General features: G+C 41.4%; 25 protein-coding genes. 7 read left to right on the top strand and 18 right to left on the bottom strand.

Annotated elements, in window-relative coordinates:
* Positions 1-2: 2 nt before the first annotated feature.
* The 5 genes from ONT08_RS13830 to ONT08_RS13810 form a co-directional block, all read right to left on the bottom strand.
* On the bottom strand, positions 3-1,457 hold the full coding sequence (locus tag ONT08_RS13830) for an AAA family ATPase (protein WP_264960226.1): 1,455 nt from the start codon (positions 1,455-1,457) through the stop codon (positions 3-5).
* Between the two features lie 11 nt (positions 1,458-1,468).
* Complete coding sequence (locus tag ONT08_RS13825; RefSeq protein WP_264960225.1) at positions 1,469-2,563, bottom strand: hypothetical protein; 1,095 nt, start codon at positions 2,561-2,563, stop codon at positions 1,469-1,471.
* 15 nt (positions 2,564-2,578) lie between these two features.
* Positions 2,579-3,250: a hypothetical protein gene (locus ONT08_RS13820; RefSeq protein ID WP_264960224.1), complete on the bottom strand. Its 672-nt coding sequence runs from the start codon at positions 3,248-3,250 to the stop codon at positions 2,579-2,581.
* Positions 3,251-3,254: 4 nt separating this feature from the next.
* Entirely contained in the window at positions 3,255-3,605 is a 351-nt protein-coding gene (locus ONT08_RS13815; RefSeq protein WP_264960223.1) for a hypothetical protein, read from the bottom strand.
* Positions 3,606-3,878: 273 nt separating this feature from the next.
* The gene (locus ONT08_RS13810) at positions 3,879-4,295 is read right to left on the bottom strand and encodes a hypothetical protein (RefSeq protein ID WP_264960222.1); all 417 of its coding nucleotides are present in this window, start codon (positions 4,293-4,295) and stop codon (positions 3,879-3,881) included.
* A 370-nt stretch (positions 4,296-4,665) separates the two neighbouring features.
* On the opposite strand from ONT08_RS13810, the gene ONT08_RS13805 reads away from it, so the two are divergent.
* Positions 4,666-4,827 carry a hypothetical protein gene (locus ONT08_RS13805; RefSeq protein WP_264960221.1) on the top strand — a complete coding sequence of 54 codons (162 nt, stop codon included), beginning with the start codon at positions 4,666-4,668 and terminating at the stop codon, positions 4,825-4,827.
* Between the two features lie 348 nt (positions 4,828-5,175).
* Here the strand turns inward: ONT08_RS13805 and ONT08_RS13800 are convergent, their stop codons facing one another.
* Positions 5,176-6,111, bottom strand: a complete 936-nt coding sequence (locus ONT08_RS13800) for a PD-(D/E)XK nuclease family protein (RefSeq protein WP_264960220.1) — start codon at positions 6,109-6,111, stop codon at positions 5,176-5,178.
* A 239-nt stretch (positions 6,112-6,350) separates the two neighbouring features.
* Here ONT08_RS13800 and istA point away from each other — a divergent pair, with 239 nt between their 5' ends.
* Both istA and istB read left to right on the top strand, forming a co-directional pair.
* Positions 6,351-7,907: an IS21 family transposase gene (gene istA, locus ONT08_RS13795; protein WP_264959802.1), complete on the top strand. Its 1,557-nt coding sequence runs from the start codon at positions 6,351-6,353 to the stop codon at positions 7,905-7,907.
* A gap of 14 nt (positions 7,908-7,921) precedes the next feature.
* The gene (gene istB, locus ONT08_RS13790) at positions 7,922-8,653 is read left to right on the top strand and encodes an IS21-like element helper ATPase IstB (protein WP_118201903.1); all 732 of its coding nucleotides are present in this window, start codon (positions 7,922-7,924) and stop codon (positions 8,651-8,653) included.
* 92 nt (positions 8,654-8,745) lie between these two features.
* Here the strand turns inward: istB and ONT08_RS13785 are convergent, their stop codons facing one another.
* From ONT08_RS13785 to ONT08_RS13750, 8 genes are all read right to left on the bottom strand, one after another.
* The gene (locus tag ONT08_RS13785) at positions 8,746-8,937 is read right to left on the bottom strand and encodes a hypothetical protein (RefSeq protein WP_264960219.1); all 192 of its coding nucleotides are present in this window, start codon (positions 8,935-8,937) and stop codon (positions 8,746-8,748) included.
* 53 nt (positions 8,938-8,990) lie between these two features.
* Entirely contained in the window at positions 8,991-9,983 is a 993-nt protein-coding gene (locus tag ONT08_RS13780; protein WP_264960218.1) for a hypothetical protein, read from the bottom strand.
* A 1-nt stretch (position 9,984) separates the two neighbouring features.
* Positions 9,985-11,145, bottom strand: coding sequence for a hypothetical protein (locus ONT08_RS13775; RefSeq protein ID WP_264960217.1), 1,161 nt, complete (start codon positions 11,143-11,145; stop codon positions 9,985-9,987).
* A gap of 1 nt (position 11,146) precedes the next feature.
* The gene (locus ONT08_RS13770) at positions 11,147-11,659 is read right to left on the bottom strand and encodes a toxin-antitoxin system YwqK family antitoxin (protein WP_264960216.1); all 513 of its coding nucleotides are present in this window, start codon (positions 11,657-11,659) and stop codon (positions 11,147-11,149) included.
* A gap of 98 nt (positions 11,660-11,757) precedes the next feature.
* Entirely contained in the window at positions 11,758-12,507 is a 750-nt protein-coding gene (locus tag ONT08_RS13765; protein WP_264960215.1) for a hypothetical protein, read from the bottom strand.
* An 8-nt stretch (positions 12,508-12,515) separates the two neighbouring features.
* Positions 12,516-12,956, bottom strand: a complete 441-nt coding sequence (locus tag ONT08_RS13760) for a hypothetical protein (RefSeq protein ID WP_264960214.1) — start codon at positions 12,954-12,956, stop codon at positions 12,516-12,518.
* Complete coding sequence (locus ONT08_RS13755) at positions 12,953-13,648, bottom strand: ADP-ribosylation factor-like protein (protein WP_264960213.1); 696 nt, start codon at positions 13,646-13,648, stop codon at positions 12,953-12,955. The genes ONT08_RS13760 and ONT08_RS13755 overlap by 4 nt, the downstream gene beginning before the upstream one ends.
* Before the next feature lie 11 nt (positions 13,649-13,659).
* A complete protein-coding gene (locus tag ONT08_RS13750; protein WP_094446865.1) occupies positions 13,660-13,881 on the bottom strand; it encodes a DUF6140 family protein in 222 nt (73 codons plus the stop codon).
* Positions 13,882-14,886: 1,005 nt separating this feature from the next.
* On the opposite strand from ONT08_RS13750, the gene ONT08_RS13745 reads away from it, so the two are divergent.
* The 4 genes from ONT08_RS13745 (at position 14,887) to ONT08_RS13730 (ending at position 21,255) form a co-directional block, all read left to right on the top strand.
* Positions 14,887-16,206: an ATP-binding protein gene (locus ONT08_RS13745; protein ID WP_264960212.1), complete on the top strand. Its 1,320-nt coding sequence runs from the start codon at positions 14,887-14,889 to the stop codon at positions 16,204-16,206.
* 9 nt (positions 16,207-16,215) lie between these two features.
* Positions 16,216-16,332, top strand: coding sequence for a LysR family transcriptional regulator (locus tag ONT08_RS13740; protein WP_259326458.1), 117 nt, complete (start codon positions 16,216-16,218; stop codon positions 16,330-16,332).
* Between the two features lie 1,513 nt (positions 16,333-17,845).
* Positions 17,846-18,985, top strand: a complete 1,140-nt coding sequence (locus ONT08_RS13735) for an MFS transporter (RefSeq protein ID WP_264960211.1) — start codon at positions 17,846-17,848, stop codon at positions 18,983-18,985.
* 128 nt (positions 18,986-19,113) lie between these two features.
* Positions 19,114-21,255, top strand: a complete 2,142-nt coding sequence (locus ONT08_RS13730) for a M3 family metallopeptidase (RefSeq protein ID WP_437183606.1) — start codon at positions 19,114-19,116, stop codon at positions 21,253-21,255.
* A 65-nt stretch (positions 21,256-21,320) separates the two neighbouring features.
* Here the strand turns inward: ONT08_RS13730 and ONT08_RS13725 are convergent, their stop codons facing one another.
* From ONT08_RS13725 to ONT08_RS13710, 4 genes are read right to left on the bottom strand one after another with little or no spacing between them, the layout of a single operon-like run.
* Positions 21,321-22,319, bottom strand: coding sequence for a thioredoxin-like domain-containing protein (locus tag ONT08_RS13725; RefSeq protein ID WP_264960210.1), 999 nt, complete (start codon positions 22,317-22,319; stop codon positions 21,321-21,323).
* Between the two features lie 59 nt (positions 22,320-22,378).
* Positions 22,379-23,872, bottom strand: a complete 1,494-nt coding sequence (locus ONT08_RS13720) for an MBOAT family O-acyltransferase (protein ID WP_264960209.1) — start codon at positions 23,870-23,872, stop codon at positions 22,379-22,381.
* Between the two features lie 37 nt (positions 23,873-23,909).
* Positions 23,910-24,854 carry a hypothetical protein gene (locus ONT08_RS13715; protein ID WP_264960208.1) on the bottom strand — a complete coding sequence of 315 codons (945 nt, stop codon included), beginning with the start codon at positions 24,852-24,854 and terminating at the stop codon, positions 23,910-23,912.
* 53 nt (positions 24,855-24,907) lie between these two features.
* Positions 24,908-25,573, bottom strand: a complete 666-nt coding sequence (locus tag ONT08_RS13710) for a SprT-like domain-containing protein (protein ID WP_264960207.1) — start codon at positions 25,571-25,573, stop codon at positions 24,908-24,910.
* Positions 25,574-25,641 lie beyond the last annotated feature (68 nt).

The raw sequence follows: 25,641 nt of genomic DNA, 5'->3' as shown, positions 1-25,641 counted from the left end.
CTTTAGATAGAGTTCATTATCCCGAACTGAGGTATAGTCTTACTTGCGATATCCTTAAAAAGCTTCCCATCAAAGGCTGTGCCTTTATTATCCAGACTATCTATAAAACATTTCTCCATTGCCTCGTTCACAACAGACTCAATGTCTGCGCCATTAAAACCTTCGGTTATCTGACAGACAGAATTTAATGCCGCTTCGTCAAGGCTTTTATTCTTTTTGCCAATATGGATTTTGAATATTTTCTTTCGTTCTTCTTTGTTCGGCAAGTTAACACAGAATATTTCGTCAAAGCGTCCTTTACGCTTCAACTCAAGAGGTAGATCTTTTATTTTGTTGGCAGTGGCTATAACATAAACACAACTCTTCTTCTCCTGCATCCACGAAAGGAAATAGCCGAACATACGAGTCATGATGTCGTTGTTGCCGTCGACACCAGAAAAGGCTTTCTCTATCTCGTCAATCCATAGTACACAAGGCGCAGCAGCCTCAGCAATTTTAATAGCCTTACGCAAGTTGCCTTCACTCTCACCTACATACTTTCCCATCATACTGCCCATGTCGAGTTTCAGCAAAGGAGTGTTAAACAATGCAGCAGATGCCTTCGCACAAAGAGATTTTCCACAACCTGGCATACCTACGATAAACACACCTTTTGGTATCGACACGCCAAAGTCAATAGCTTTAGGCAGGTCAGCAATCACTCGCGACTTATTCAGCAGATAATCCTTCAAAACATCCAAACCACCGATGTCATTCAAGGACGCAGGAGTGTCAATCAATTCCAACAAGCCAGACTTTTTAACCATCGCCTTCTTCTGTTGAAGAATCATTTCAGTATCCTCTGCACTCAACGAGCCATTGCTGCTCATCGCCATATCAAGCATTCGGTCTATCTCAAAGCTCGTCATACCCTTCAAAGATGGCATCAGTTTCTTTCTGTCCTCATCTTTGAAATTGTCATAGCAGTTCACCTCTACATGCTCGTCTATAAGCTGATTGATTTCATCATCTTCCGGAAACGGAATTTCCAAGTAGGACACATACTTCTCCAATTCTTGCGGTACTTTAAGAACAGAAGAAACTATAATGACGGTTGTGTTGTAATCCCTATCATACAACTTACGTTGGGCTATCAACTGAAGCAATGACTTGATTGCCGGCTCTTCAATAAAATCTTGAATATCCTTCAACACCAAGAACTTTTCCTTTAGATTGACATCAATAGTATATTTATCACGCAAGAATTGCTCCAGTGTATCATTCTCTCCCAAGCCTTGACTTTCTTTCGTTTTAAAGTTGGTTGTGCCTGTTGCAGGATTCCATTCAAATACCTTACTATTGCCCACTATCTCAACTATAATTTCGTCTATACGTACAAAATCATAGTCGTTGATATAGATGATAGGTGTATTGACATCTATCATCTTCTGAAAATCAGAAATAACTTTCTTGTTCATATCGCAAGGTTTTAATATTTAAACAAATGGTCAACGATAAACCTTAATTGGTTAGGAAACATGGTTGCAGCAAAAGCGAAACCGTCAATTCGATTATCGGCAGGACGGTGTAGCATATATTGCGCCAACGGATAATGGTAATCTTCTGCTAACTCTACAAACAAGCCTGGTATTTCCTTATCATAAGAATACTGAACCAAGTCCAACACAAACTTACGTTCCTTGTAAAAGACATTCGATTTGTCTAAAACCTCATATTTTACCTCAGCTTCAGTTCTTACAGCTTCCCTGTTAAACATTTTGTAAGTTTTCCTCAAAGATGCAAATTCCTGAAGCAATTGCTTAACCTCTCGTACTATCCCCTCATCATAGTTCGTCTTTCTTGTTGAAAAGCCAAGCATTTCATCTTTCCATCTAACAATCAAATTTTCTATTTTTTCTTTTGCTTCAGGAGCCAACATAGCCAACTTTCGAGCCACGTCAAATTTATTAGATTTCACAAAGTCTATAGCCTCTTGATTGTAAAGCTCTGCTGCCTTTTCTATCAGTTTTTTGCCACGCACAAGATTTTTGTCGAAGTTACTTCCATCACTTTTAGTAAATCCCTCAAATGCAAGTTTTCCTTGTTCAAACAAAAATTCTGGGTCTTCTTCATTTTCGAATGTACAGAAAACATCCCACCATTCACCATCAGAGACCTCCTCTGGATACTGCTTAAATATAAATTTGGCACCTTCATATGTGCTCAGCAAGTACTTACGCAAAGAATCATAATTCTTGGACTTTCTCTTTTCACAATCATGCCAAAACGAGAACAAGGTATATAAATCCATTACGCAATGAGCATATAATTCATCTTTAAAAAAGAGAAATAATATTTTAAAATATGTAGAAACATCAAGTTGACCTACAGACAAAGCATCTATCGCATGAGCCAAATCCATTTCACCCAACTGCATCAACCATCTTGACAACCGCTTGTCTTTTACCAATGGCCACAAGTCTTGCACACAGAGATTCTGGCGCAAAGAGTCAAGTGAGGAGTGTTCTTCCCCACCAGACTTTATTCTTATTCGTATAGGCTTCGCCTTTACTATTATTCTCATAACCCAATAATGTTTTTAATTCACCAGCCAAGAAACAAACTTCTTAATCCCATTTTTCAATGTTTTAACCGTTGAGCGAATAAAAGACTTCGCACCTTCCGCCACAACAGACAATCCCTTTCTTACCGCCATCTTAGCAATAGGCACTATATATTTCTCTGTCGTTTTGATAACAGGAACAAAAACTGTTGCAGGAGGATAAACTCTGGCTATTACTTTACAAAGTTTATCCAAAACAACAGGAACTCCCCTCTCTATCACTTTGTCAGCAACTGTCACCACACGAGCTACTGTAGCATCTATCAACTTATCCGCCACCTCAACGACATCAAGCTCCTCTTTCGAAACTTTGTATGCAAACTTAACACGATTTAATCCCTCATCAATGGCACTTGCAATAGCTATTGGACTTTTGTCTGCAAGAGAGAAAGGCAAAGTCCCCTGCTCTTGTGCCATTATAACGGCAGCAGCAAAAGCCTTTTTCAACTTTGCTTCTGAAGCATCACCGATTGGGGAATCCAGGAATTGCTGAACAAACTTAAACTCTCGAAGACTCTCTATCTCATCCTTTTCCAACAGTTTACCAGCCAACAAGGATTGAAGGGCTGAATATTTTCTGCTTTCACTCTCCAAATGAGCACCAAACTCATTGCGCCCTGCATCTTCATTATACTCAGTGTACTTCATAAGTTTAGTCCTCCTCGTTAGTTAAAGTTTCATTGTTCACATTCTCACCAGCATCAGAAATGGCAGAGACGATTTCAGCCTTCTCCTGCTCGTCACGTCCCTTCAATATTCGGTCCATCTCCTCAAGCATCCATTGCTTACGAGACTTTCCATCCTCCTTAGCCGTTTGCAATGCAGCCATTTTCTCTGCAAAGCCATCAATATACTCGTTAGTCTCGGAGAGCAAAGCCTTGCCTTCCTCCGAAACTCCCATTTTCTCACACTCATCCTTAATCAAGGCATTTACGTCTTGATCTGGATTCTCATCTAATTGTTCTAACATAGAAGTTAGAATATCTTCAAAATTCTTTGCCATATTATATCTTTACAATATTAAATCTTAAAATAAACAACTGGTTGAAATAATCTTTAATGATTTCCTACAACAGTTTCTATAGTCCGCACATTCATAAGAAAATGTTCGACAGTAGCATTCCACTCAAGACCTCGTTTCGTCAAAGCATTAGCTTTTACATCGATTTCGGCTGCGAAATAACTATATAGATAAGTCAAATGGTGACAGAACATCAAGAAAAAAGTAAGAACGCTCTATTTTTTTGCGAAATAGACGTCAGTCACCCATAACGAATCAATAGACTAATGACATTTCTATTCCAATATTTCCCGGTTCAAATAAGATATTGTCAAGTTTCAGCTTTTCAAACACTTTCTGCAATTTGTCAATGTCGCCAAGGCGCAGCTTAACGATATTGCCAGGCATCTGTTCCACCCAACCTGCTTTCTCCGGCACAAGTTTCTTGGCATAAGAGATGGCTGGCGAAACAAGCAGGTCAATGCCCATCTTACCGCCATACGACAAGAACAAGTCTGTACCCTCAATCTTCTTCACTATAAGGTTTATGCTAACCGACTTGGTAAAGCCCAACACCTTGATAGGTATAGAGACAGAAACTGTCGCTCCATCAACATACCCGAGATTCACTGTTTTATGAAAATGACTGGCTACATAATCCTGCAGCTCAGCATAAGTAATTGATAACTTCATATCGTCTTTTTTTGTTTATTTTCTTTTTGGGCTTTTGCCCATTCTTCGGAAGAAATTCCTGCACATATCAGGTATTTCACACAGCGGATAAGGCAAGCCAGTTGAGCTAGTGTTAACACTGCCACACTTTGGGCATTTTACAGGAACAGATGCCGCAGTTGCATTCAACTCAATATCTGCACCAATGAATTTATGTCCACAATCTTTACAGACATATTTATATAATCCTCTTAACATATGCAATATAATTTATAACTAACAACACTACGTTAAATTAATATTTAATCATCTGTAAATCAATAACTTACATCAAGAAATATTTATAAAACCTAACTATAAAAGTTGGTCAAGTCGCTGATTTTCTGTAACTTTGCAAATCACCACAAACACAAAATTATATACTGGTCCACGTACAGGAAAACGTGGTCGTCCAAAGACAAAGGATGGCAAGATTGATATGAAGAATCTTGACCTCACTCGAATAGAGAAGATGGAGATGAAACTTCTCTTCAGACACTTCACTTTCGGGTGAAGAGGTACTTCTTTATTATAGAACCAGGTTCCAGATTGAATTTTGCTTTCGTGACGCCAAAGGCTATACTGGTCTTATGGACTGCTAGGCTCACGATAAGTGGAAACTCGATTTTGCTTTCAATACATCGTTCACATCACTAAATGTTGCCAAGGTAACTATGAAGGAGATGGAAATGGAATATTCTATGTCTTCATTCAAGTCACTGATGACCAACACTTATCTGGTGAGACGATTTTTTTAAGCATGTGGGTACAACCCTAACCGAACTTTAATTAGTAAGATTTTCAAAGATCTCTCGTGCTTACAGCGTATAGCTGCTTAGCGCATTATTGAATTATTAACGAACTATTGATTATCATATTTCTTCAATACTTCAGAAATAGATTTAGCATCAGACATGATGATATGAGAAAATGTAGTATTACACCAAAAATCCCAAGAAGAACCCTTTGTTTTTATATCAAAGAAATAAAATTTTAATTCCCTTTTAATACATTCTCTTAAATTCCCATCTTCAACACGAAATCCCCACCATGGTTCATAATTAGTTGTCGTAAGAACTATTTTTATTTTACCATTTAAAATAGAAAAAACGAAACCAGTTTTATCATCATATTTATTTTCCTCAAATTTGATATTTTTTTTCAAATCTTTCTGAAGTTGTTTTTTGCATTCTTCTAATAGCTGTTTTACAATCTCGATTTTTACTTTATTTATTTCATCACGATACCTCTCCAATAAAGATAATTCATTATCATAAAAGGATAATCTTTCCACATCATTACACGTAGAATCTATACGAAGTAATTTATCAATTTTTTCTTTCATTTTGTTTATAAATTCATCATTTGTATTAAACTTCATTTTAAGATAATCTATATATTGGAAAAGTGAGGTTTCTAAATATCTATACTCAGGCTCATTAATAAAATCATTTTCAAGTTTGTCTAACCATGGCAAAATATCATACATATAAGACAACACAACAAAATGATTCTCTTGTATCAAATCAAAAACACTTTTCCCATTAGCTCCATTTAATGATTTCTCTGTTGGAAAATCTCTAGTAACTGAATTTAAATATATTACAAAAACATTTTTCCCCGTTTTCTTTGCGTCTTCTACATATTGAAATATTTGATGCGGTTGTTCTATCGCATCATTAACTTTATTTTCAATAATGATAAAATTGGATTCATTTTCTAAGCTAACATCAATATGATTAAATTCACGCTTTATCTCATAATCACAAAGAGCTTCATGATTAGAAGAAGAAGACAAAAAGGTATCTAGAAAATTATTTAAAATAACTTTCTCCCGTAATAAACTGACAGTATCGGCGAATCGGTACCACTATAGCGCATGAATCGGTACCATCATAGCACTGCATTCGGTACCATCGTATCACTTGAATCGGTACCATCATAGCGCCCCAATCGGTACCAAAAAGATGTAAAGTTCTGCTCATGTATAATAATAACCGCCTATCTTTGCAGAAGAATTTTTAAATCTGTATAGATATGGCACAAAGTAATGTAAACATGAGCAAATTAAAACGTTCATTTCAAATGCTAGCGGCAAAAATACCGCAACGCACCATTTGCGAGCAACTACACATGGGACGTGGCGTACTGAACCGTTACAAGACCTTGGCGGATTCCCAAGGTTTGTCCTATGGCGTGATAGGCCACATGAGTGACGGGGAAATAGAATCTTTCCTCCAGTTGTCCAAACCCACAGCAGCCCCATCTTCCCAACGTCAGGTGCTGGACGGGCTGTTGCCTGAATATGTGTCAGACTTGTCGCATAACCGCTACCTCACCATTCAAGCCCTGCACGAGTCATACAAGAAGGAGCATCCCGACGGATATGGATACACCCAGTTCAAGAAGTCAATCCGTAAGTATCAGTACTCACACAACCTCAGCTTCCATAACACCTATATTCCTGGGGAAGAGATGCAGATTGACTTCGCCGGCGATACCCTGTGGCTTACCGACCCGAAGACAGGTGAGCTAACCAAGGTTGTCGTCTTGGTCTGTATCCTGCCATACAGCGGCTTGGGATTTGCCAAGGCTATGTACAACGCTTCCATGGAGAACTTCTTCGGCGGTATATCCGATGCCTTCTCTTACTTCGGCGGAACAACTCGCATAGCCAAGAGTGACAACATGAAGCAGTGGGTGAAGAAATACGACCGCTACGAGCCAGCGTTCAATGATGCAGCCGTGGAATGGGCCGCCTACTACGATACAACCCTCCAAACCTGCAGGGTTCGCACTCCCAGGGACAAAGGTCCAGTCGAGGGACTCGTCCAAAAGACCTACAATGCCGTCTACGCTCTGCTACATGACGAGGTGTTTTACAATCTACCGAGTATGAATGCCCGTATCTATGAGTTGATGGACGGCTTCAATGAAAAGCCGTCCAGAACGACAGGGAGAAGCAGACGTGACATCTTCGAGGCGGAAGAGCAACCTACGTTGGGCAAACTGCCCATGACTCCATACCGCTTCAGATATCGCAAGGAGGTGAAACTGTCCGGTACCTATCACGTCATGGTTGACAAGCACAACTATAGCGTGCCATACCAGTATGTCGGGCAAAAGGTGAGCGTACTGTGGGACTTAGATACCGTGGAGGTTTACTCCGGGAGTTCTCGCATAGCCATCCATCAGCGTCGCCAAGGATCTGGATACAGCACGCTTGACGAGCATATGCCAGACAAACATCTTGCCTACAAGCACGGACAGGGATATAACGCCGCCTATTTTCTGGAGGAGGCAGCATTGGTTGGCAGCAACACCACTTCCGCAGTCCAATCCATCCTCAATCGCACGAAGCATGTCGAGCAGTCGTACAAGTCCTGCCAAGGAGTCCTGTCTCTCAAGCGCAAGTATGGCAAGGAGCGCCTGGAGAAGGCCTGCAAGCGTCTGGCAGGTTGTTCATCCATCACCTACACGACCATCCGCAACGTATTGGAGAAGAACCTTGACCAAGTTGACGGGGAAGAAACAGTCTCAAATGTGCCACAGAACGACTATGTGAGAGGCGCGGAGGCATTTATGAACATTTAAACATATATAGTAACATGAACTTACAAGAAACCATCATACAACTCAACGAGTTGAAACTCAGAGGTATGTCATCCTCCTTCGAGGCCATGACCAGCCTTCCTGTACAGAACCGCCCATCCCTGGAAGTCGCCATCTCCAAGATGGTGGATGCAGAGGTGCAGGACAGACGAGATCGAAAGACCGCCATGTATCTAAAAATCAGCAAGCTTAGATATACGGCACTCTTAGAGGATGTCATCTGTGGAACAGACCGCAACTTCACCAAGGATGACCTTGCCGCCATTGCTGACTGTGCCTTTATACGCAGGCATGAGAACTTGCTCATACAAGGAAAGTGCGGCTGCGGAAAATCCTTCCTTGCCTGTGCCCTTGGAAGACAGGCTTGCATGCTAGGCTACAGAACTCTCTATCTCAATATGAACAGCTTTGTGGAGAAAGTTGCACTCAGCAAGCTGGATGGGTCGTACCTGAGGATGATAACCAATCTGGAAAAGTATGACTTGCTCATATGGGATGACTTCGGGTTGCAGCCAATGGATGACAAGACCAGACTCGCAATGCTCCAAATCCTAGAAGAGAGATACGAGAGAAAGTCCGTCATTATCGCCTCACAGCTTCCTATTGCCAAATGGTATGATTATATAGGTGATCCTACCTTGGCAGATGCCATTATGGACCGTTTGGTGGCAAATGCAAGTAAAATAGAGTTAAAAGGCGATTCTATGCGCCAGAAATTGAAAAAATAAATTACCTTTGCAAATTGAAAAGCAGAACTGAAATCTTGGTACCGCTTGCAGCGATACAAGCGGTACCGATTGCAGTGATAGCATGGTACCGATTACACCGCTACGCTTGGTACCGATACAGCGCTATCGTCAAATAAACCTGCAAGAATCATACTGTGGGCAACTTCTTTAAGCTTCCCACGAGCAGCATAATATATTACATTTATTCGTAATGGTTGATTATCTATCAATGCAAAGACATCGTTTGCACGATTTTTCAATTCTTTATATTCTTCTATATCCATATAATCTATATCATTAAGAGTCCCGTTAAAATCGGACTCTAATTTTCTTAAATTTAAATATCAAACGTACTATGGTTCTCTATGGCATTTTTCACACTCTTGATATCAGCTAAAGCTTTGAATGGACTTGATTTTGCCAAATCTGTTATTGCATTCAACGATACAGCCAAAGCTTGAACATTACCTGTGGCAAGACATTTATCCACAATTTCAAATTCCTTAGCAAACAACATGCGTCGTTCGTCAAACGTCTTATCGAGATAGTTTTGCAAGAACTCTCTCACTGCATCTATCTGATGTATCGCTACTTGTGCCCTTGCTCTTATTTCTGCTCGCTTGGTTCTTTGCTCCTCACAGAACTTTGCAACCTCAGCAGATTTGTCTATAAAGAACTTGGTCATCTCCACCATCTGTGCAGGACCAGGCTTTCCTTTAGACACAGAAAGCATCTTATTATTTATAGAAGACGTAAGATCATTAATGAAATTATCATCCTTTTCTGACTCTCTTCTGTAGTCACTTATACTCTTATCGTATTGTCGCTCAGACATAAGTTCATAAGAGTCATAATTATCTTCAGAGCTATTATCGACAATTTCACGATATTTCTTACGCCTTACTTCGGCAAACATCTCTCTAAACTGCTGTATATAGTCTGCACCTTCTTTATGTCCTATTTCTATCAGACATTTTTCAATATCATCCAATTGTTCGTCATCAAGCCAATTAACAAAATCAGCCATCATATTATCATAGTTATTAGACGATGCTGCAGCATTAGCTAAAGAGTGAGCTATCGGACCCTTAATTTGATCTGATACATATTTATTGTTTATAGGTGCCCCCTCAAGTCTACAATTTACCAAATACGCAACAATATTACGTATACGAAACATCAGATCTTCCTTATACTTAACCTCAACCTGATATTTAGAGCAGATGTCTCCTACAAAAGAGGCAGCTTTTTCAGAAACCATACGGTTTACTACCTTTTTGCCAAATACATTCCATGCTATCTTCATATAATCAGAAACAGATTTTCCCATATTATAAGTTTTTATTTAGTATCTTTTGGGTATTAGTTAATGTAACAGAAGACTCATTACTAAGCATGCCGTTCTTATCAATCAAAGGAACCTGAGCCACTTCACTTAAAGCCTTCACTAATAGAGAGGTTTCTCTAAAAGTATTCAGATAATATTCATCATCTATAGAAAAATCATAAACTAATGGTTCCAAATAAAGCAACCTTTCATTTATTCTCTCTCCAAGTCGCTTCATTACAGATTGGAGCTCAATAGCCCTTTGGTTAATTGCTTCCATAGCAGCCCAACCTAATTTTGCCTTTGCACGTGCAGTCCTTACTTCTTCCAAATACGCTGTAGCTTCCGTATATTTTTTAGAATAATATGCAGAGGCAACAAGTCCTGCAGCAGCTAAAGCAAAAACACCAGTTGTTGTGGCTGTAATTGTACCAAGAACAGCTGTACCTGCAGCCATTCCTCCTCCGCCAGCAGCCAATGATCCACCTCCTAACCAAGCCAATGTTGCATTTGTAGCGGCAGCGCCAGACAAAGAACTTATTGCGGTGCCAGTACTTGCTGCTCCAAAAGCCATTACTGCTGACGTTGTAGTGTAGGGTACTATTCCACATAATGCTGCAGCAACACCAGTAGAAGCCATAGCTATTTTTCCAGCTGTAGAAGCATTCATTTCTATAGATTCCAAGGTATCAATATCCAACTTATCAAGATTTATCTTGCCACCAAATTCATATTCTTTATCCTTATAATTATTCCCCATAACCTTAAGGTAGCCCAAAAATGGAGAAAGACAAGTCTTAAGAAGTTCCAGTTTCGTCTTACCAAAATCCGACAACACACGGTTGGATTCTTCTCTTCTTCTTCTGTTTTCCTCTTCTATATTAGCAACCATTCTATCAGCAAGTTCCTTTGCCTCTTTGGCCTTTTTACGAGAATCATAAGCCTCATAACCTGTTACAACTCGTCCTATTTTACCCGCACCCTTCGCTACATTTTTGGCACCCTTTGTTAAAGATTTAGCGCTATCACAAACCTCATTAATAGTTTCATCAATACAATCGCCAATAAAAGAACTTGTTGCATCAATGGCCTTATCGGCTGATTTAGCCAGATCACCAACAAAGGTACCCTTCATTGATTTTGAAATAGATTTCAGAAGTCCCATATCAATATTGTTTTTTAAGTTTTACATTGCCATCTATTGAATACACGATGTATTCTCCTTCAAGTACACCTTTTTTATAGTTACCTTGTATATAAGGATGACCATTTTTAAAATAAACGGTGAAAGGACCATCAGGAGCATCATTAATTTTGATCTGTTCTTTATTGGTTTCTCCAGTAGGATAATACACAAAACATTCAGCTATCTTATCCTTATCATGAAATTCACCTTTAGAAGCAATTGCTCCATTATCATAATATTCTACAAAAGGGCCAGTCTTTACACCATTAACCCACATGATTTCAGACTTAACCTGCTGATTAGGATAATAAGTAATCTCTTGACCATTCATCACTCCATTTATTGTGAAATAGGTACGACACACAGACTTATCCTCATCGTATTCTGTATGTTTTATCGGAACATACTTTCTTCTATAGAAAGCAAAATAGTAAATAAGTAACGCAGCACAAATCAATACTACTACACTTAGTGAAATCATTAACGTATTCATATTCTCTAAATTTTGTATCAATTAGAAACTTTCTTCATAGATTTGCCAAATATTATTGATATCAACATCATAAAGAGCGAAATGTACGAATCCAAGTTTTAACCAAAATTAATCTCCAAAGACTTCTTTATTATATGTACATTATTATGCTCTACAGAGAAGTCTAAATTGTCACTAAACATTTTGTAATCGATACTAGCAGCTATTTTTAAAGCACTAGCAATCTCGCTACAATATGTCACCTCGTACTTTTCAATGCCAGAAATTCTGCCATCAGTTTTTAAACGTTCTGCTAATAATAAAAGTTTCGAATCATTTGATAATCCATGACTTACCATAAAGTCAACTATTTCTTGATATGTTTTTGGCTTTCTATTAGGGTCATGGCTTTCTATACTACTTTTCATATCAACAGTAATTTCATTTAAATAATTGCCATTGATTTTTGCTTTTACTACATTTATACCCATCTCGTTATTAACTTCATAACGAGATGTATTTTTATCATGGACGCTTTCTTTTAACACAATATCCTTGGCACCCATTTTAACTAGCACTTCCTTAATCGCATAACTTTTTGTTTCTATAAAAGTATTCAAAATGTTTGAATCCTTCATAGAAACATAGTAATTAGCGTATGGATTTCTCAAATACACATCTTCACCATCACCTATTGGCTTCTCAGACAAACAAATTTCTTTATCCTTCAAAGAAGGAACTTTGTTCAAGGGATACACAGCCAAATTATTTAGTTTTATGGCATTTGACAAATCTGAATAATACCCTTTATCTATACCATATGATAAATCATCATCGGCAATTATCAATAAACTTGGTTTTTCTTCCATCTTGTTTTCTATAAAAAAATGCTTATTATTATAGTTATAAGTAAAACGATCAATAAAAAGATTAAGCGTTCATTAAATGAACTTTTTTTTTTCTTCTTAATACACTTTATTGTTCCTTCTGACAATTCTTGATGAACTACTTGTAACTCTTTGTTTAGGGTTTCTAAATAGTCGTCAGATTTACTAGATAGAAACATAAACGATAAAGTTCGCCCACACTCATCGACCCCTTTAAAAGTCCCTTTCACAAAGAACACCTCTTTACATGTGTTTTTTGAAAGTTGAACATAACCACACCAAGGTAAATCATGCTTGATGCAATCATCAGAAGCAGCCTTCAGAAGATCAATTGCTTCCTCTCTTTGAAATCCTGATATGATTTCTCCATCCTGACATATCACATCAGGCTCACCAAATTTTTCTGGCTGATACCATAAAATTGTTTTCATAACGTTCCCTCCTGTGTTATTTCTCTTTTTATTTCATCAATATAAAGACTATCAAACAAGTTCGCAACCATAATATGATTGATGTCTATATTTAAATTACAGTTTTTAATCTTTTTGTCTGTTAAACTTTTAAGAACATCATTTATAGCAGCATCTCGCACAACTAAATACCCTTGATTTTCCATGTTTTTCTCATATTCATCAAAATGAGTTGCGATTATTTTAAAGCCACAATAATTAAGTTTTTTATCTTTTATGCACTTTGAGATTAATTGAAGACGAGAACGTATCTCTTGCTTAGCATCTTGTAGTCTAGTCAGGTCTACCAAGAAATAGATAAACGTACCATCCTCTGTTATTAACTCATTATAATATTTTACCCAAGCGTCACTTCCCCCAATATCTTTTGTAGCAAGTACTCTAACTTCATGATCTTTATATTTTACCTTAAAACTATCAATAACTGTTTGCCCGGGAGTAGGAATATAATCATAACCAATCTTACGATTCTTCAACTGATTCCAAAGTGTGGTTTTACCTGACATAGAAGAACCAAGGATAACAATCCGTCGCGTTCTTTCATTAGGAGAACTTGCTAATCCTATCAAAAGGGCAATAAGTCCACCAAACATTATAGCAATTATCCATATAGGTAACATTGCTTCATTAACCATTGCTAATAAAATTCCCATGATAATTATTTTTAGTCCAACTTTATAAATTCAAAATCATTCGGATTGCAGCAGGCTTTCTTATAGTCGAAAGCATAGATGCGCATGTAGGCTTCTTGCACCTCCTTGGCTCCATTGTAAAAAGGGGTGGCGGTGTGCTGCATGGTTGTTACTGTCACTACCATATCGGGAGTGAGGACTGTACCGTTAGAGCGTTTAAGGCGCTTAGGCTTTACTTGAAATACCTTGCTCATAAGCATTCTGTTTTTAAGTTCATTATGTATTACTGCTCCTGCTTTTCTGCCGAAACAGCTAGTTGTTTACTTTCAAGGGGCAAAGATTATGCAAACGAGCGCAATGAAAGCTTGCTTTCAAATTGCCGAGTGCAGCTAATCTTCTGCAAAGATTATGCAAACCGAAAGCAGAATCATCAAGCTTGCTTGAATGTTATGCTGAGGTGCAGCTAATCTTCTGCAAAGATAAGAAAATTCTGCGAACTAAACAAGTTCATAATGGTTCATAAGTGAAAAAAGATGGTGCGAACCCCTACTTTCTTCACTTCCTTGCAAGTTAGGCTCTGGTAAAACCCGTAGAAAAGAAAATGTGAAAGAGGAATCCACACCATATGACGGTGTAGACTCGCTCAAACAAATTCTCATTCTTTCTACGTTTCAATTTACCAGATTTCAACCTACAGAACTGAATAGTTTGCTCGTGTCCACAAGATTATCTTGTTTCTCTGCATCATAGCGACTTCAAGCAAGGACTTTACCCTGCCCTGTCACTAATCCAATGGCAAATTTAGTAAAAATCTGATGAACCACCAAACTTTTAACAAGAAATCTTATGGATTCCTCTTATATTTTATTTTCAGGGACTCCTAACCCCTCTTCTTTCTGCATTCATACCTTATTATATAGAGTTATTGCAATTCTGCTGCAAAATTACAATCCGGTGGCGACAAAAACTGACATAGGGAGAAGAAAAATGAAGAGGGAAGATTAAATTGCAGATGAAATACAATATGCATACTGCCCAGAAAAGAATATGACCTCAATTCTGACAACTCCATCATTTTTACTTTCGAAACCGCCATTTCGGAAAAACAAGAAGCACGCAAACAAATAAAAAAAACTTAAATTAGCAAACAAACAAGCTGATATTCAGACATTTTTATTACCTTTGCATTCGAAACCGCCATTTCCGAAACAGCGGTTTCGAAAAATAACATCAAAAAGAAACTGTAAAATTATAGAAATATGAAGTTCTTTGGAAGACAAAACGAAATAAAAGAATTGCAAGAGATAAGAAATCTATCTTTGCAAACGGCCCGTTTTACAATCGTAACCGGACGCCGACGTAGCGGTAAGACATCCTTATTGATAAAAGCATACGAGGATGTTCAGGATATGCTGTATTTCTTTGTTGCAAGAAAATCAGAAGCAGAACTCTGCAGAGATTTTATCGAAGAGATGATGACCAAACTTCAGCTTCCTATTCTCGGTGAAGTAACACGCTTTGCTGACATCTTTAAATATCTGCTTCAACTATCCAAGATTCGCCCTATCACTCTCATCATTGATGAGTTTCAGGATTTCAAGCGGGTTAATCCATCTATCTTTTCAGATATGCAAAAGATATGGGACCTTAACAAACAGGAAGCTCATATTAATCTTGTGGTCTGTGGTTCTGTTTATTCACTTATGAACATCATCTTTAAAAATAACAAGCAACCTCTTTATGGTAGGCAGACTGGAGAAATAAAAGTCACTCCATTTCCCCCTTCTGTCATTAAGGAAATTCTCTCCACATATAATCCAGCCTATACCAATGATGATCTACTGGCTCTCTACAGTTATACAGGCGGAGTAGCAGAATATGTAGAAATGATGATGGATGCAGGAGCCACGACCAAGGAACAGATGACAGAGCGGTTTATTGCAAAAAAATCTTATTTCATCTACGAAGGAAAAAATATGCTGATAGAAGAATTTGGCAAAGACTATGCCCGCTATTTCGAGATACTGCAACTTATCGCTTCAGGCTACACAACTCGAGGTGAAATAGAAAGCATCATGAAAATAGAACTTTCGGGCTATCTCACCAAACTGGAGAACGACTATAGCCTGATCTCCCGTTATATACCGATGTTCCAAAAGACCAATCGCAACATTCGCTATCAGATAGAAGACAACTTCCTTCGCGTCTGGTTTCGCTACATCTACAAATATGGATACATGATAGAGGTTGGCGCCAATAAAAAACTAAAAATGGTCATGGATAAGAGCTACACCACATACACCGGCAAGGTTCTGGAAAGATATTTTATTGCCAAGATGATAGAGAGCGAAGAATATACCCAGATAGCCTCCTGGTGGGACAGAAAGGGAGAGAATGAAATCGATATTATCGCTGCCGATGAACTGGAGCAGAAGGTTATTTTTTATGAGGTAAAACGCCAAGCTAAGGATATAAATCTCGGCATTTTAAAAGATAAAGCCGAGCATTTCTTCCAGGCTACAGGAAAATTCAAGAAATTCGATATCGGATACCAAGGATTGTCGATGGAGGATATGTAAAGCAAGCACATACAGAAGCTGGAGAAGGAATATGGGGTGCGACTGTTCGACAGAATCGGCAATCGCATCCAGCTCACCCGTGCCGGACTGTTTGCTGATTTCAGAAAACAACATTCTGACACTTAGAATACTTTAAAAAGTAGCCTAAGATACCCCGTACCCTTTCTTCAGTTATTTCAAACGTTCTATGAGCATATTGAAGTTCTTTTTTCCAAGATTATTCTCAGATAAAGACTGGCTCATGTTCTTATTAACGATAAGACGTGATTGCATCTTTTCCCAAACATCAACATCATTTTCGTTTTTGCGGATTGCTATATAACGGATTATCTAAAACTATATTGCATAAGGAACTCATTTTTTAAAATTAGGAAGCAGCTTTAGATATTCCTGCCGATTCTCTCCTGAAATTGCAGATAAAATACAATATGCATACTGCCCAGAGAGATATGAAGTTCTTTGGAAGCAAAACGAAATAAAAAGATTCGCTACATAAACAAAAAATGCAGACGCATTTCTGTATATAAACTTACCGCACAACAGGTGGATGACGAGTGCACAACAGCTGATGGATATTCGCACAGCAGCTGATATGCAAGCGCACAACAGCTGTTGTGCGGTTCACGATAGTATATTCCCCAACGACAGATACTATATCTTCCAACAACTTATCCTATATCTTCCAACAACTTATTCCGGTTCTTCCAGCACCCCTTCCCATATCTATCAACACCCCAATCCACTTTCGAGAACAGACGGAGGCACATCAATATAGAACAGCAAAGGCTTGAGAATGGAGAACATGTATATAGAATAGATGAAACCACAGGCCATCTATTAAGGTAGTCAACTAAAAATATGACTAAGTTTCAGGAAAGTCAACGTGAATTATAAATAAGTTTTAACGGAATCAACTCGTCTTACAAATAAAACTAAAAGTGGGCAACTAAAATCGTTAAACCACATACTGAAATAGTGCCCGCGAACATGAGCACGGATGACCTTGAACATGGGTACGCGCGACCGATACGATGGGTACGAATGACCGATACGATGGGCACAAATAACCGACTACCTTGGGCATCAATGCCCAAGGCGTTGGGCAAAGCTGGGCAAAACGTTGCGTTGACTTTTCCGATACCAGCTGACTTTTCCTGATAAAAGCAAACTGACTTTTCCAGATTTCAGTAGCCATTTTTTTACTTTATAAACTGGAAAAGTAGATATTATCAATCATTTTATGCTGAAATAGTAGACTTTTTCATCTCTTTTTGATTATTTTCCCTTTTTTTTTATATCTTTTCATCAATAATCTCGTGTTTTTCGCTGGGAAATCCCCGTTTTTACCCCTAAAGTGGCAATAGGTGGCAACAGGTGGCAATAAGAAAAGCCCTTATTGCCACGCTTAAATTAATAACTATCAGACAGTTATATTTGGAGTGGCAATAGTGGCAATAAATCAGAGGAAAAAAATCACCCCACACTTTCTGTTAATCTTTACTATATTCCAGCGAGAAAACTTGCAGGATAAAGGGAATATGAGTAACTTTGCACACGATTTTCTGAAACTATTGTCTTACAAAGACATAAAATTAAGGGAGAAACTTTCTTTTAGGATAATATAGAGATTACAAAACAAATGAAAAAAGGACTTTTTGCACTCGCTTTGGGTACATTCACCCTGGGCATGACAGAGTTTATCATCGAGGGCATCATTACCGATGTTGCCCACAACATGAACGTATCCATTCCAGAGGCAGGCCACCTCATCTCCATCTATGCACTGGGCGTATGCGCCGGAGCCTTCTCGCTGATACTCATGCACAAGTATCGTCCCAAGAAAATATTGATATTCCTGGCTTCCATCATCACCATCGGAGCCATCATCGCATCCGTAGCCCCTACTTATTGGCTGTTGCTCTGCGCCCGATTCATTCAGGGTTTGCCTCATGGTGCCTACTTCGGAACGGCTACCATCGTGGCAGTGAAGATGGCAAAGGAGGGAAAGGGAACCAAGGCGGTGGCTATGATGTGCGCAGGAATGCCGGTAGCCAATCTGGTGGGCGTACCTATCGGCACCTTCCTGAGTCATGCGTTCAGTTGGCGAGTACCTTTTGTCAGTTGCATATTGCTCGGTATCATGACGATGTATATGATTCACAGATGGGTTCCTGATGTGGCTGCGTTGCCGAATAAGGGAATGAAGGCACAGTTCCACTTCCTCCGCAGCAAGGCTCCGTGGCTCATCATCGCCGCCACCTTCCTGGGCAATGGCGGCATTCTCTGCTGGTTCAGCTACATCTCTCCCCTGCTTCAGATGGAAGGCGGATTCAGCGCTGCCAGCATCTCTCTGCTGATGATTCTTGCAGGCGGTGGAATGGTGGTAGGCAATCAGGTGAGTGCCTTGCTTGCCGACCGCTTCAAGCCCGGCCGCTTTACCTGTTATCTCCAGTTTCTGGCGGCTGCTGCACTTCTGCTCACCTTCTTCCTCGCCCCTATCGGCTGGGTATCTGTGGTGCTGATGTTCATCTGCTGCGCCTGTCTTTTCGGCATCGGATCGCCTGAGCAATTCCTCATCGTGAAGCATGCCAAGGGTGGCGAAATGCTGGGCGGCTGCTGCATTCAGGGCGCCTTCAATCTGGGTAACGCCATGGGAGCTTTCCTGGGTGGTATTCCTGTTGCGATAGGATTAGGATACAACTTCCCTGCCCTTATCGGTGTGCCGATGGCATTGGCAGGAGCCATCTGTCTGCTGATTTTCCATAAGAAATATGAATAAAAATGCGATAATCCGAAATAAATGATTATCTTTGCAGAAGATAAGCTGCACTCGGCAATTTGAAAGCAAGCTTTCATTGCGCTCGCTGGCACTATCTTTGCAAACGAATTTCAAATAAACAAAGAAACATGATGAAACTTAACAAGACTTTCCTTACCCTGGGCTTGGCCGCAACACTCCTGCAGATGCCAGCCTCATCGTTCGCACAGGCTGCGGGCGGTAACCGTCAGAATCCTCTTTTAACAAAGAGCAGTCTTCCATTCGGTGCTCCTGACTTCAGCAAGATTCAGGAGAGCGATTACCTGCCAGCCATCGAAGCGGCTATCAGGGAGCAGCGTGCCAACATCCAGAAGATTGTAAACAACAAGAAGAAGCCTAACTTCCAGAACACCATCCTCGCCTATGAGGAGAGCGGTGCGCTGCTCGAAAAGGTGACTAACATCTTCTTCGGTCTCACCAGTGCCCACAAAACTCCGGGCATCGCCGAAACCGAAAAGAAGGCTACCCCATTGCTGACCGAACTCGACAATGAGATTTCGTTCAACAAGAAACTCTTCGAGCGCATCAAGTATGTTTACGATAATGAATATAAGAAACTCAAGGGCGAAGACAAGCGCCTTACTGAGGTTATCTATAAGAGTTTTGTACGTTCAGGTGCCCTCCTTTCTGCCGAGAAGATGGAGCGCATGAAGCAGATTAACTCCCGCATCTCTGAGTTACAGCAGGAATGGGGCAACCTTCTTCCTGCCGCTACCAACAACGCCGTGGTTTGGGTGAACAGTAAGGAAGAGCTCGCCGGATTGAGCGATGCTGACATTGCACAATGCAAGAAAGATGCTGAGAGCCGCGGAGGCAAGGCGCCTTACTGCATCGTCATCATCAACACCACCCAGCAGCCTATCCTCACCAATCTCCAGAACCGCGAACTGCGCAAGAAGGTGTATATGGCAAGCATCCACCGTGCCGATGGTACAAACCCAAAATTCAACACCTTCCCTATCGTAACCGAGATTGCCAAGTTGCGTGCCGAGAAGGGCAAGCTGATGGGATATGACAACTATGCCGACTATTCGCTCGAAAAGACGATGGCTAAGAACAGCAAGAATGTGGATGATTTCCTGAAGCAGCTCATCAAGGAATATGCTCCTAAGGCTGATGCTGAAACCAAGGCGATAGAAGCGTATGCCCAGAAGACTGAAGGCAAGAACTTCAAGCTGCAGCCATACGACCGATTCTATTATTCTGCGAAGATGAAGAAGGAGATGCTCAACATTACCGATGATGAGATTAAGCCATACTTCAACATCGACAGCGTACAGGTGAACGGTGTGTTCTATGCCGCCCATCGTGTATACGGACTGAACTTCAAGCAGCGCAAGGATATCCCAACCTATCACCCTGACATGAAGGTATTCGAGGTAAGCGACAAGAACGGCAAGCCAATCGCCCTCTTCTACAGCGATTACTTCCGCCGTCCTACCAAGCGTGGCGGTGCATGGATGAGCGCCTTTGCCAAACAGAGCAAGCAGCGCGGCCAGTTGCCTATCATATATAATGTATGCAACAACGCCAAGGCACCGGAGGGTCAGCCATCTCTCATCACATGGGATGAGGTTACTACCCTGTTCCATGAGTTCGGTCATGCGCTTCACGGAATCCTTTCCAACTGCAAGTACAATACCCTTTCAGGAACAGCCGTTGCCCGCGATTTCGTAGAGATGCCATCCCAGTTTAACGAATCGTTTGCTTCTATTCCTGAGATATTCGACCATTACGCCCGTCATACCGAGACCGGTGCTGCGATGCCAGCCGATTTGAAAGAACGCATGCTGAAGAGCATCAGCTTCCAGACTGCCTATTCATTGGGCGAGAATCTGGCTGCAACCTGTCTTGACCTTGCCTGGCACAAGATTAGCGAAGAAGAGGTGCCTTCACCTTATATGGCAGGTGCCTTCGAGAAGGAAGAGCTCCACAACATCGGTTTGCTCAACACCCAGATTCCTCCTCGCTACAGCACATCATACTTCAACCACGTATGGGGCGGCGGTTATGCTGCAGGCTATTACAGCTATCTCTGGACAGAGGTGCAGGCTGCGAACATCGCCGACTACTTTGCAAAGCATGGTGCCTTAGATCCAGCCGTTGGTCAGGCATTCCGCGATAAGATTCTGAGCCGTGGCAACACCAAGGACCAGATGGAAATGTTTACCGACTTTACTGGTATGGAGAAGCCAGATGCTTCCGGATTTCTGAAAGCAAGAGGTTTGTAATGCATAAAATTACAATATGAAACAGGTAGAGGGTGTGTCATAAGTTAATGACACACCCTCTTTCTTTATCCTTTAATAGCCTGAGGTGTCCAGCTCTTCAGGAATCTGAGCACCTTTTCTTCGTTATATCCCTTACCCTCTTCCAGGAAACTGGAATCCTGGATATGGAGAACCTTTCCGGTTTCATCGAGCACCACAAAGACCGGGAATCCGAAACGCTGAGGATTGTTCAGTCGTTTCATCAGCTGCTCAGCCTTCTTCACAGCCGCATCACCGGCAGTTTTTCTGCGATTGTAGTTTACATGAATATATTCAAAATGATCATTCACCATCTTGTTGACCGCAGCATTCTTCTCTACAAAATCGGCAAACTTCAAGCACCATGGGCACCAGTTACCACCTACCTGACAGATAACAAACTTGCCATTCTTCTTGGCTTTAGCCAAAGCCTCATCAATCTGAGCCATCGGATCGATGCTTTCATTATACACCTTCTTGAGAGCAGTCTGTACCTGAGCAGGTTTCAAAGCTCCAGCCTGGTCGAGCGAATCCAGTTTCTTCATCATCTCCTCCGCCTTCACGGTAGAGAATGCAACCTTACCTTCCGGATTGATCAGATAAGAGGTTGGAATCCATGAGATGTGATAATCCTTGGAAATCTTTGTTTCCTTCCATTTCTTAAACTCACAGTATTGCAACCAGCTATACTGATTATCGCCCAGATATTTCTTCATCTTCGCCTCATCGGTATCAAAAGAAACACCCACTACCTGGATCTTGGTATTGTATTTGTCATAGATAGCCTTCACCATCGGCATGTCTCTTCTGCAGTCAGGACACCAGGAAGCCCAGAAATCGAGCACGGTCCAGACACCCGGAACCGTCTTTCCGTCTTTATCCTTCTGAGTCTTCTTATCTGAAAGCTGGAAGATTTTCTTACCCGTCTTACTGTCAGTAATCGTGAAGTCGGGAGCCTCGGTGCCTGCTGGCAGCAAGTCAAGCGATGTCTGTGCTCTACCGACGACAGCCGTCATCAGGAGCAAAAAAAATAATCGTTTCTTCATACAATTTTTCTGTTTATGTCTGTTACTTCAAATATATATATTAATATTAACCATCGAAACTAGAACTGATAATAAATGAACGGCTGTACACTCTCCTGGGAAACCTCCACCACCATCTGCAGACAGATGATGAAGAGCAGCAGTTTAGCCACCCAAGGCAGAAGGATGAACCGCGCCTGAAGACGGTGATACTGGCGCTCGGTAAAGAGATAGCTCAGCATGACACCGATGATGCAAAGCGTCCAGGCAGGACGGGCATGAAAGAAAGGCACCAGATAATCGATACTGAAATCATTTGCCACCTTATCATACATCTTTCTCAACACGCCCAAATCCTTGGCACGGAAAAAAGACCACGCAAAGCATATATATAAATAGGTGATGAGCCAGCTGAGGGAATTGCCTGCCAGCGTACGGGGAATGCTTATGCCCAACTGACGGCTGAAGAACTTATGCACCACAAGTCCGAAACCATGAAGAGCACCCCAGATGACGAACATCCAGGAAGAGCCATGCCACAAACCTGCCACCAGCATGGTGAGGAAGTTGTTGAAATACATGCGCACCTTTCCCTTCCGGTTTCCACCCAGCGGAATATACACATAATCGCGGAACCAGAAGGAAAGCGAGATGTGCCAGCGACGCCAGAACTCAGTAACCGAGAGTGAGCGGTAAGGGAAATAGAAGTTGTCGGGCAGATAGAAACCCAGGATGGCTGCCACACCGATACTCATATCGCTGTATCCCGAGAAATCGAGGAAGATCTGGACAGGGTAGCCGAAGAGCGCTGCCAGATTCTCGAAACCCGAGAAGGTTTGCGGCGCATCAAACACCCAGTTGTTGAACTGTGCGATATAATCGCTCAGCATATTCTTCTTGACCAGTCCCAGCATGATGAGAAAGAGTCCCGTCCACAGCATTCTACTGGAAGCCTGTTCGTTTCGTTTCAGTCTGGGTATCAGATTGGCGGCACGGGTGATAGGCCCCGCCATCAGCAGCGGAAAGAAGGTGAGATAGAAGCAATATTCCAGGAGCGTTACCTCCATGTCGAACTTACGCTTATAGGTATCTACCGCATAGCTGATAGCCTGGAAGGTATAGAACGAGATACCTACAGGCAGAGCGATAGACTGCAGGGAGAAGTTAGTGCTGAACATCTCGTTGACTACATCGCCAATGATGAAATTGGTATATTTGAAATAGCACAGCAGAGCCAGGTCTACAAGCACCACAAAGGTGAGCAGCGCCTTGCGTGCCTTTCCCTCATGCAGTCTCATTTCCTGGGTTACGGCATAATTGATGCAAGCCGTAAGCGGCAGCATCCACATCACCATTCCGTTCACCTTATAGGCAAAGAAAAGGCTGAAGCAGATGACATACATCATCATGGCTGTGCGCGAATAGCTCTTGAGCAGGGTATAAATGGCAAGGAAGAAGATGAAGAGCAGCGCAAACGGAATGCTGCCCATCATCAGCGGAGAATCTGCCTGATAAACAAACAGCCGCTCTATCCAATGCCACAAGGCACTTATTTCGAATGTTGAATAATTCATTTGTCTTTTCTGAAGATATTATTTATTGAACTCTTTCTTATATGGAGTCTTTATGGTTTACATGCTTTACCGCTGGAACCGTCTTGTCAGCAGCAGCCGGAGACGTTTTTCCTGCAGTTGCAGGTTCCTTGGTTGCAGCAGGACTTTCTGTGGTTTCAGGCACAGTTCCCTCAACAGGCCTAGAAAGAGAATCCTTCTTCACAGCCGTACTGTCAGCCCTGTGTTTGGTTCCAGGAGGCAAGATGGTAATCTGTCTGTATCTGCGGTCACGCTTATCCGGCATTTCCAAACGGAACGGATGCACACAATGACCGCTATTCATCCACTCTACAATCTTATCCATCCACATGGCAGATGAAGCCATAGTCGGATGCCGGCCGTCTTTCTGGCGTTCGAAGGTAAGTTTGTAACTAGGATAATAGCCTCGTGGTCCCATCACCTCACGGAGGAGTTTGTTATATCCATTATCCTCACACCAGTTTGGCGGACCGATCCATATCGTCGGAATATTACCAATCTTGCTCAGGATGGCACGGATGCGTTTTTCACATCCCTTCATATCAGACGTATACAGTTCGTTGCTGCCCAGACATACAAAGACATGGGTAGGTTTAATACGTTGGATATAATGCTGCAGGGTATCGGTAGCAGCCCAGTTTCTGGTGCCCGAACTCACCCAGGTAATACAGGTGAGTTTATGACCGTTCTTGTTGGCATAGTCAGCCAGTCGCAGACCGAGATATTCCGACATCGAGTCGCCGAAAATCAGTACTCGCTGCGCCGCCGTATCCACGGGTTCCTTTATCATGCTGTCAGCCTTTTCCTCTTCAGCAAGCTCTGCCTCGCTTTTACTGGTGAGCGCATCCATTCCAATCTGTTTCAGCGGAATGTTTTCAGCCACTTGCTCTGGAATAAAGGCATAAGCCAGCAGTCCTCCAATGGCTATTGCCAGCAGGGCTATCATTTTCCAGGTTTCTTTCATTTTATATCTTTAATGAGTTTTGGTTATTCTTTTTCTTATACATTCATCTGGCATTACAGCTGAAAGGGAGTGAGCACATTGAGCAACTTTCCGAAATCGACCTTCGAGATGCGCCTTCCTCTCAAGCTGCGCACCTGCGGATAGTCTTCGAAATAGTTCTCCATCGTAGTATACCACTGATGAGAAACCACTTCCCTGACCGTCTTCAGTTGATTTTCGATGCGACGGGCAAAACTCGGATTCACTCTCGAGAGATAATGTCTTCCATCATTCATCTCGATGGCAAGCATCAGATAAATTTGCGGTCCCTTCTTCTCTTTCCTGCTTTTTACAGTTTCACTTACTTTCCAGCCCTTGGTGGATGTCGATACTCTGATATCCCAGCCATACTGGCTGTTGAGCTTATCCATCAGCCCCTTGAATACGACACCGTGGGCCGAGGTATCTTTCAGTCCCGTATAACCAATGATGTAATGTATCATCTCGTGGAGCAAGACACTCTTTGCCTGCTTGTCGGTCATATCATAATAAGTAGACATGGAGAGTTTGAAATCGTAGAGTTTGGTGCGCCCCCATCTGGAGGCCCGCTTATAGGCAAGTTGCCCCAACCGAGTCTTGGCATGAGTAAGTCCGAGTTCAGGAACAGGCAGTTTTCCCCCGAAATATTCCTGGTCGAAACGCCTGAACCACTCCTCCATCCATTCTATTGTAACAATCATGTATGTATATTTATTCAATAATTATTCAGTTCTGTATATCAGATACTACAAAACGTTTGCAAAGATAC

Source organism: Segatella copri (genome assembly GCF_026015465.1).
GTDB lineage: Bacteria > Bacteroidota > Bacteroidia > Bacteroidales > Bacteroidaceae > Prevotella > Prevotella copri_E.
This window is presented reverse-complemented; position numbering and strand designations above follow the sequence as displayed.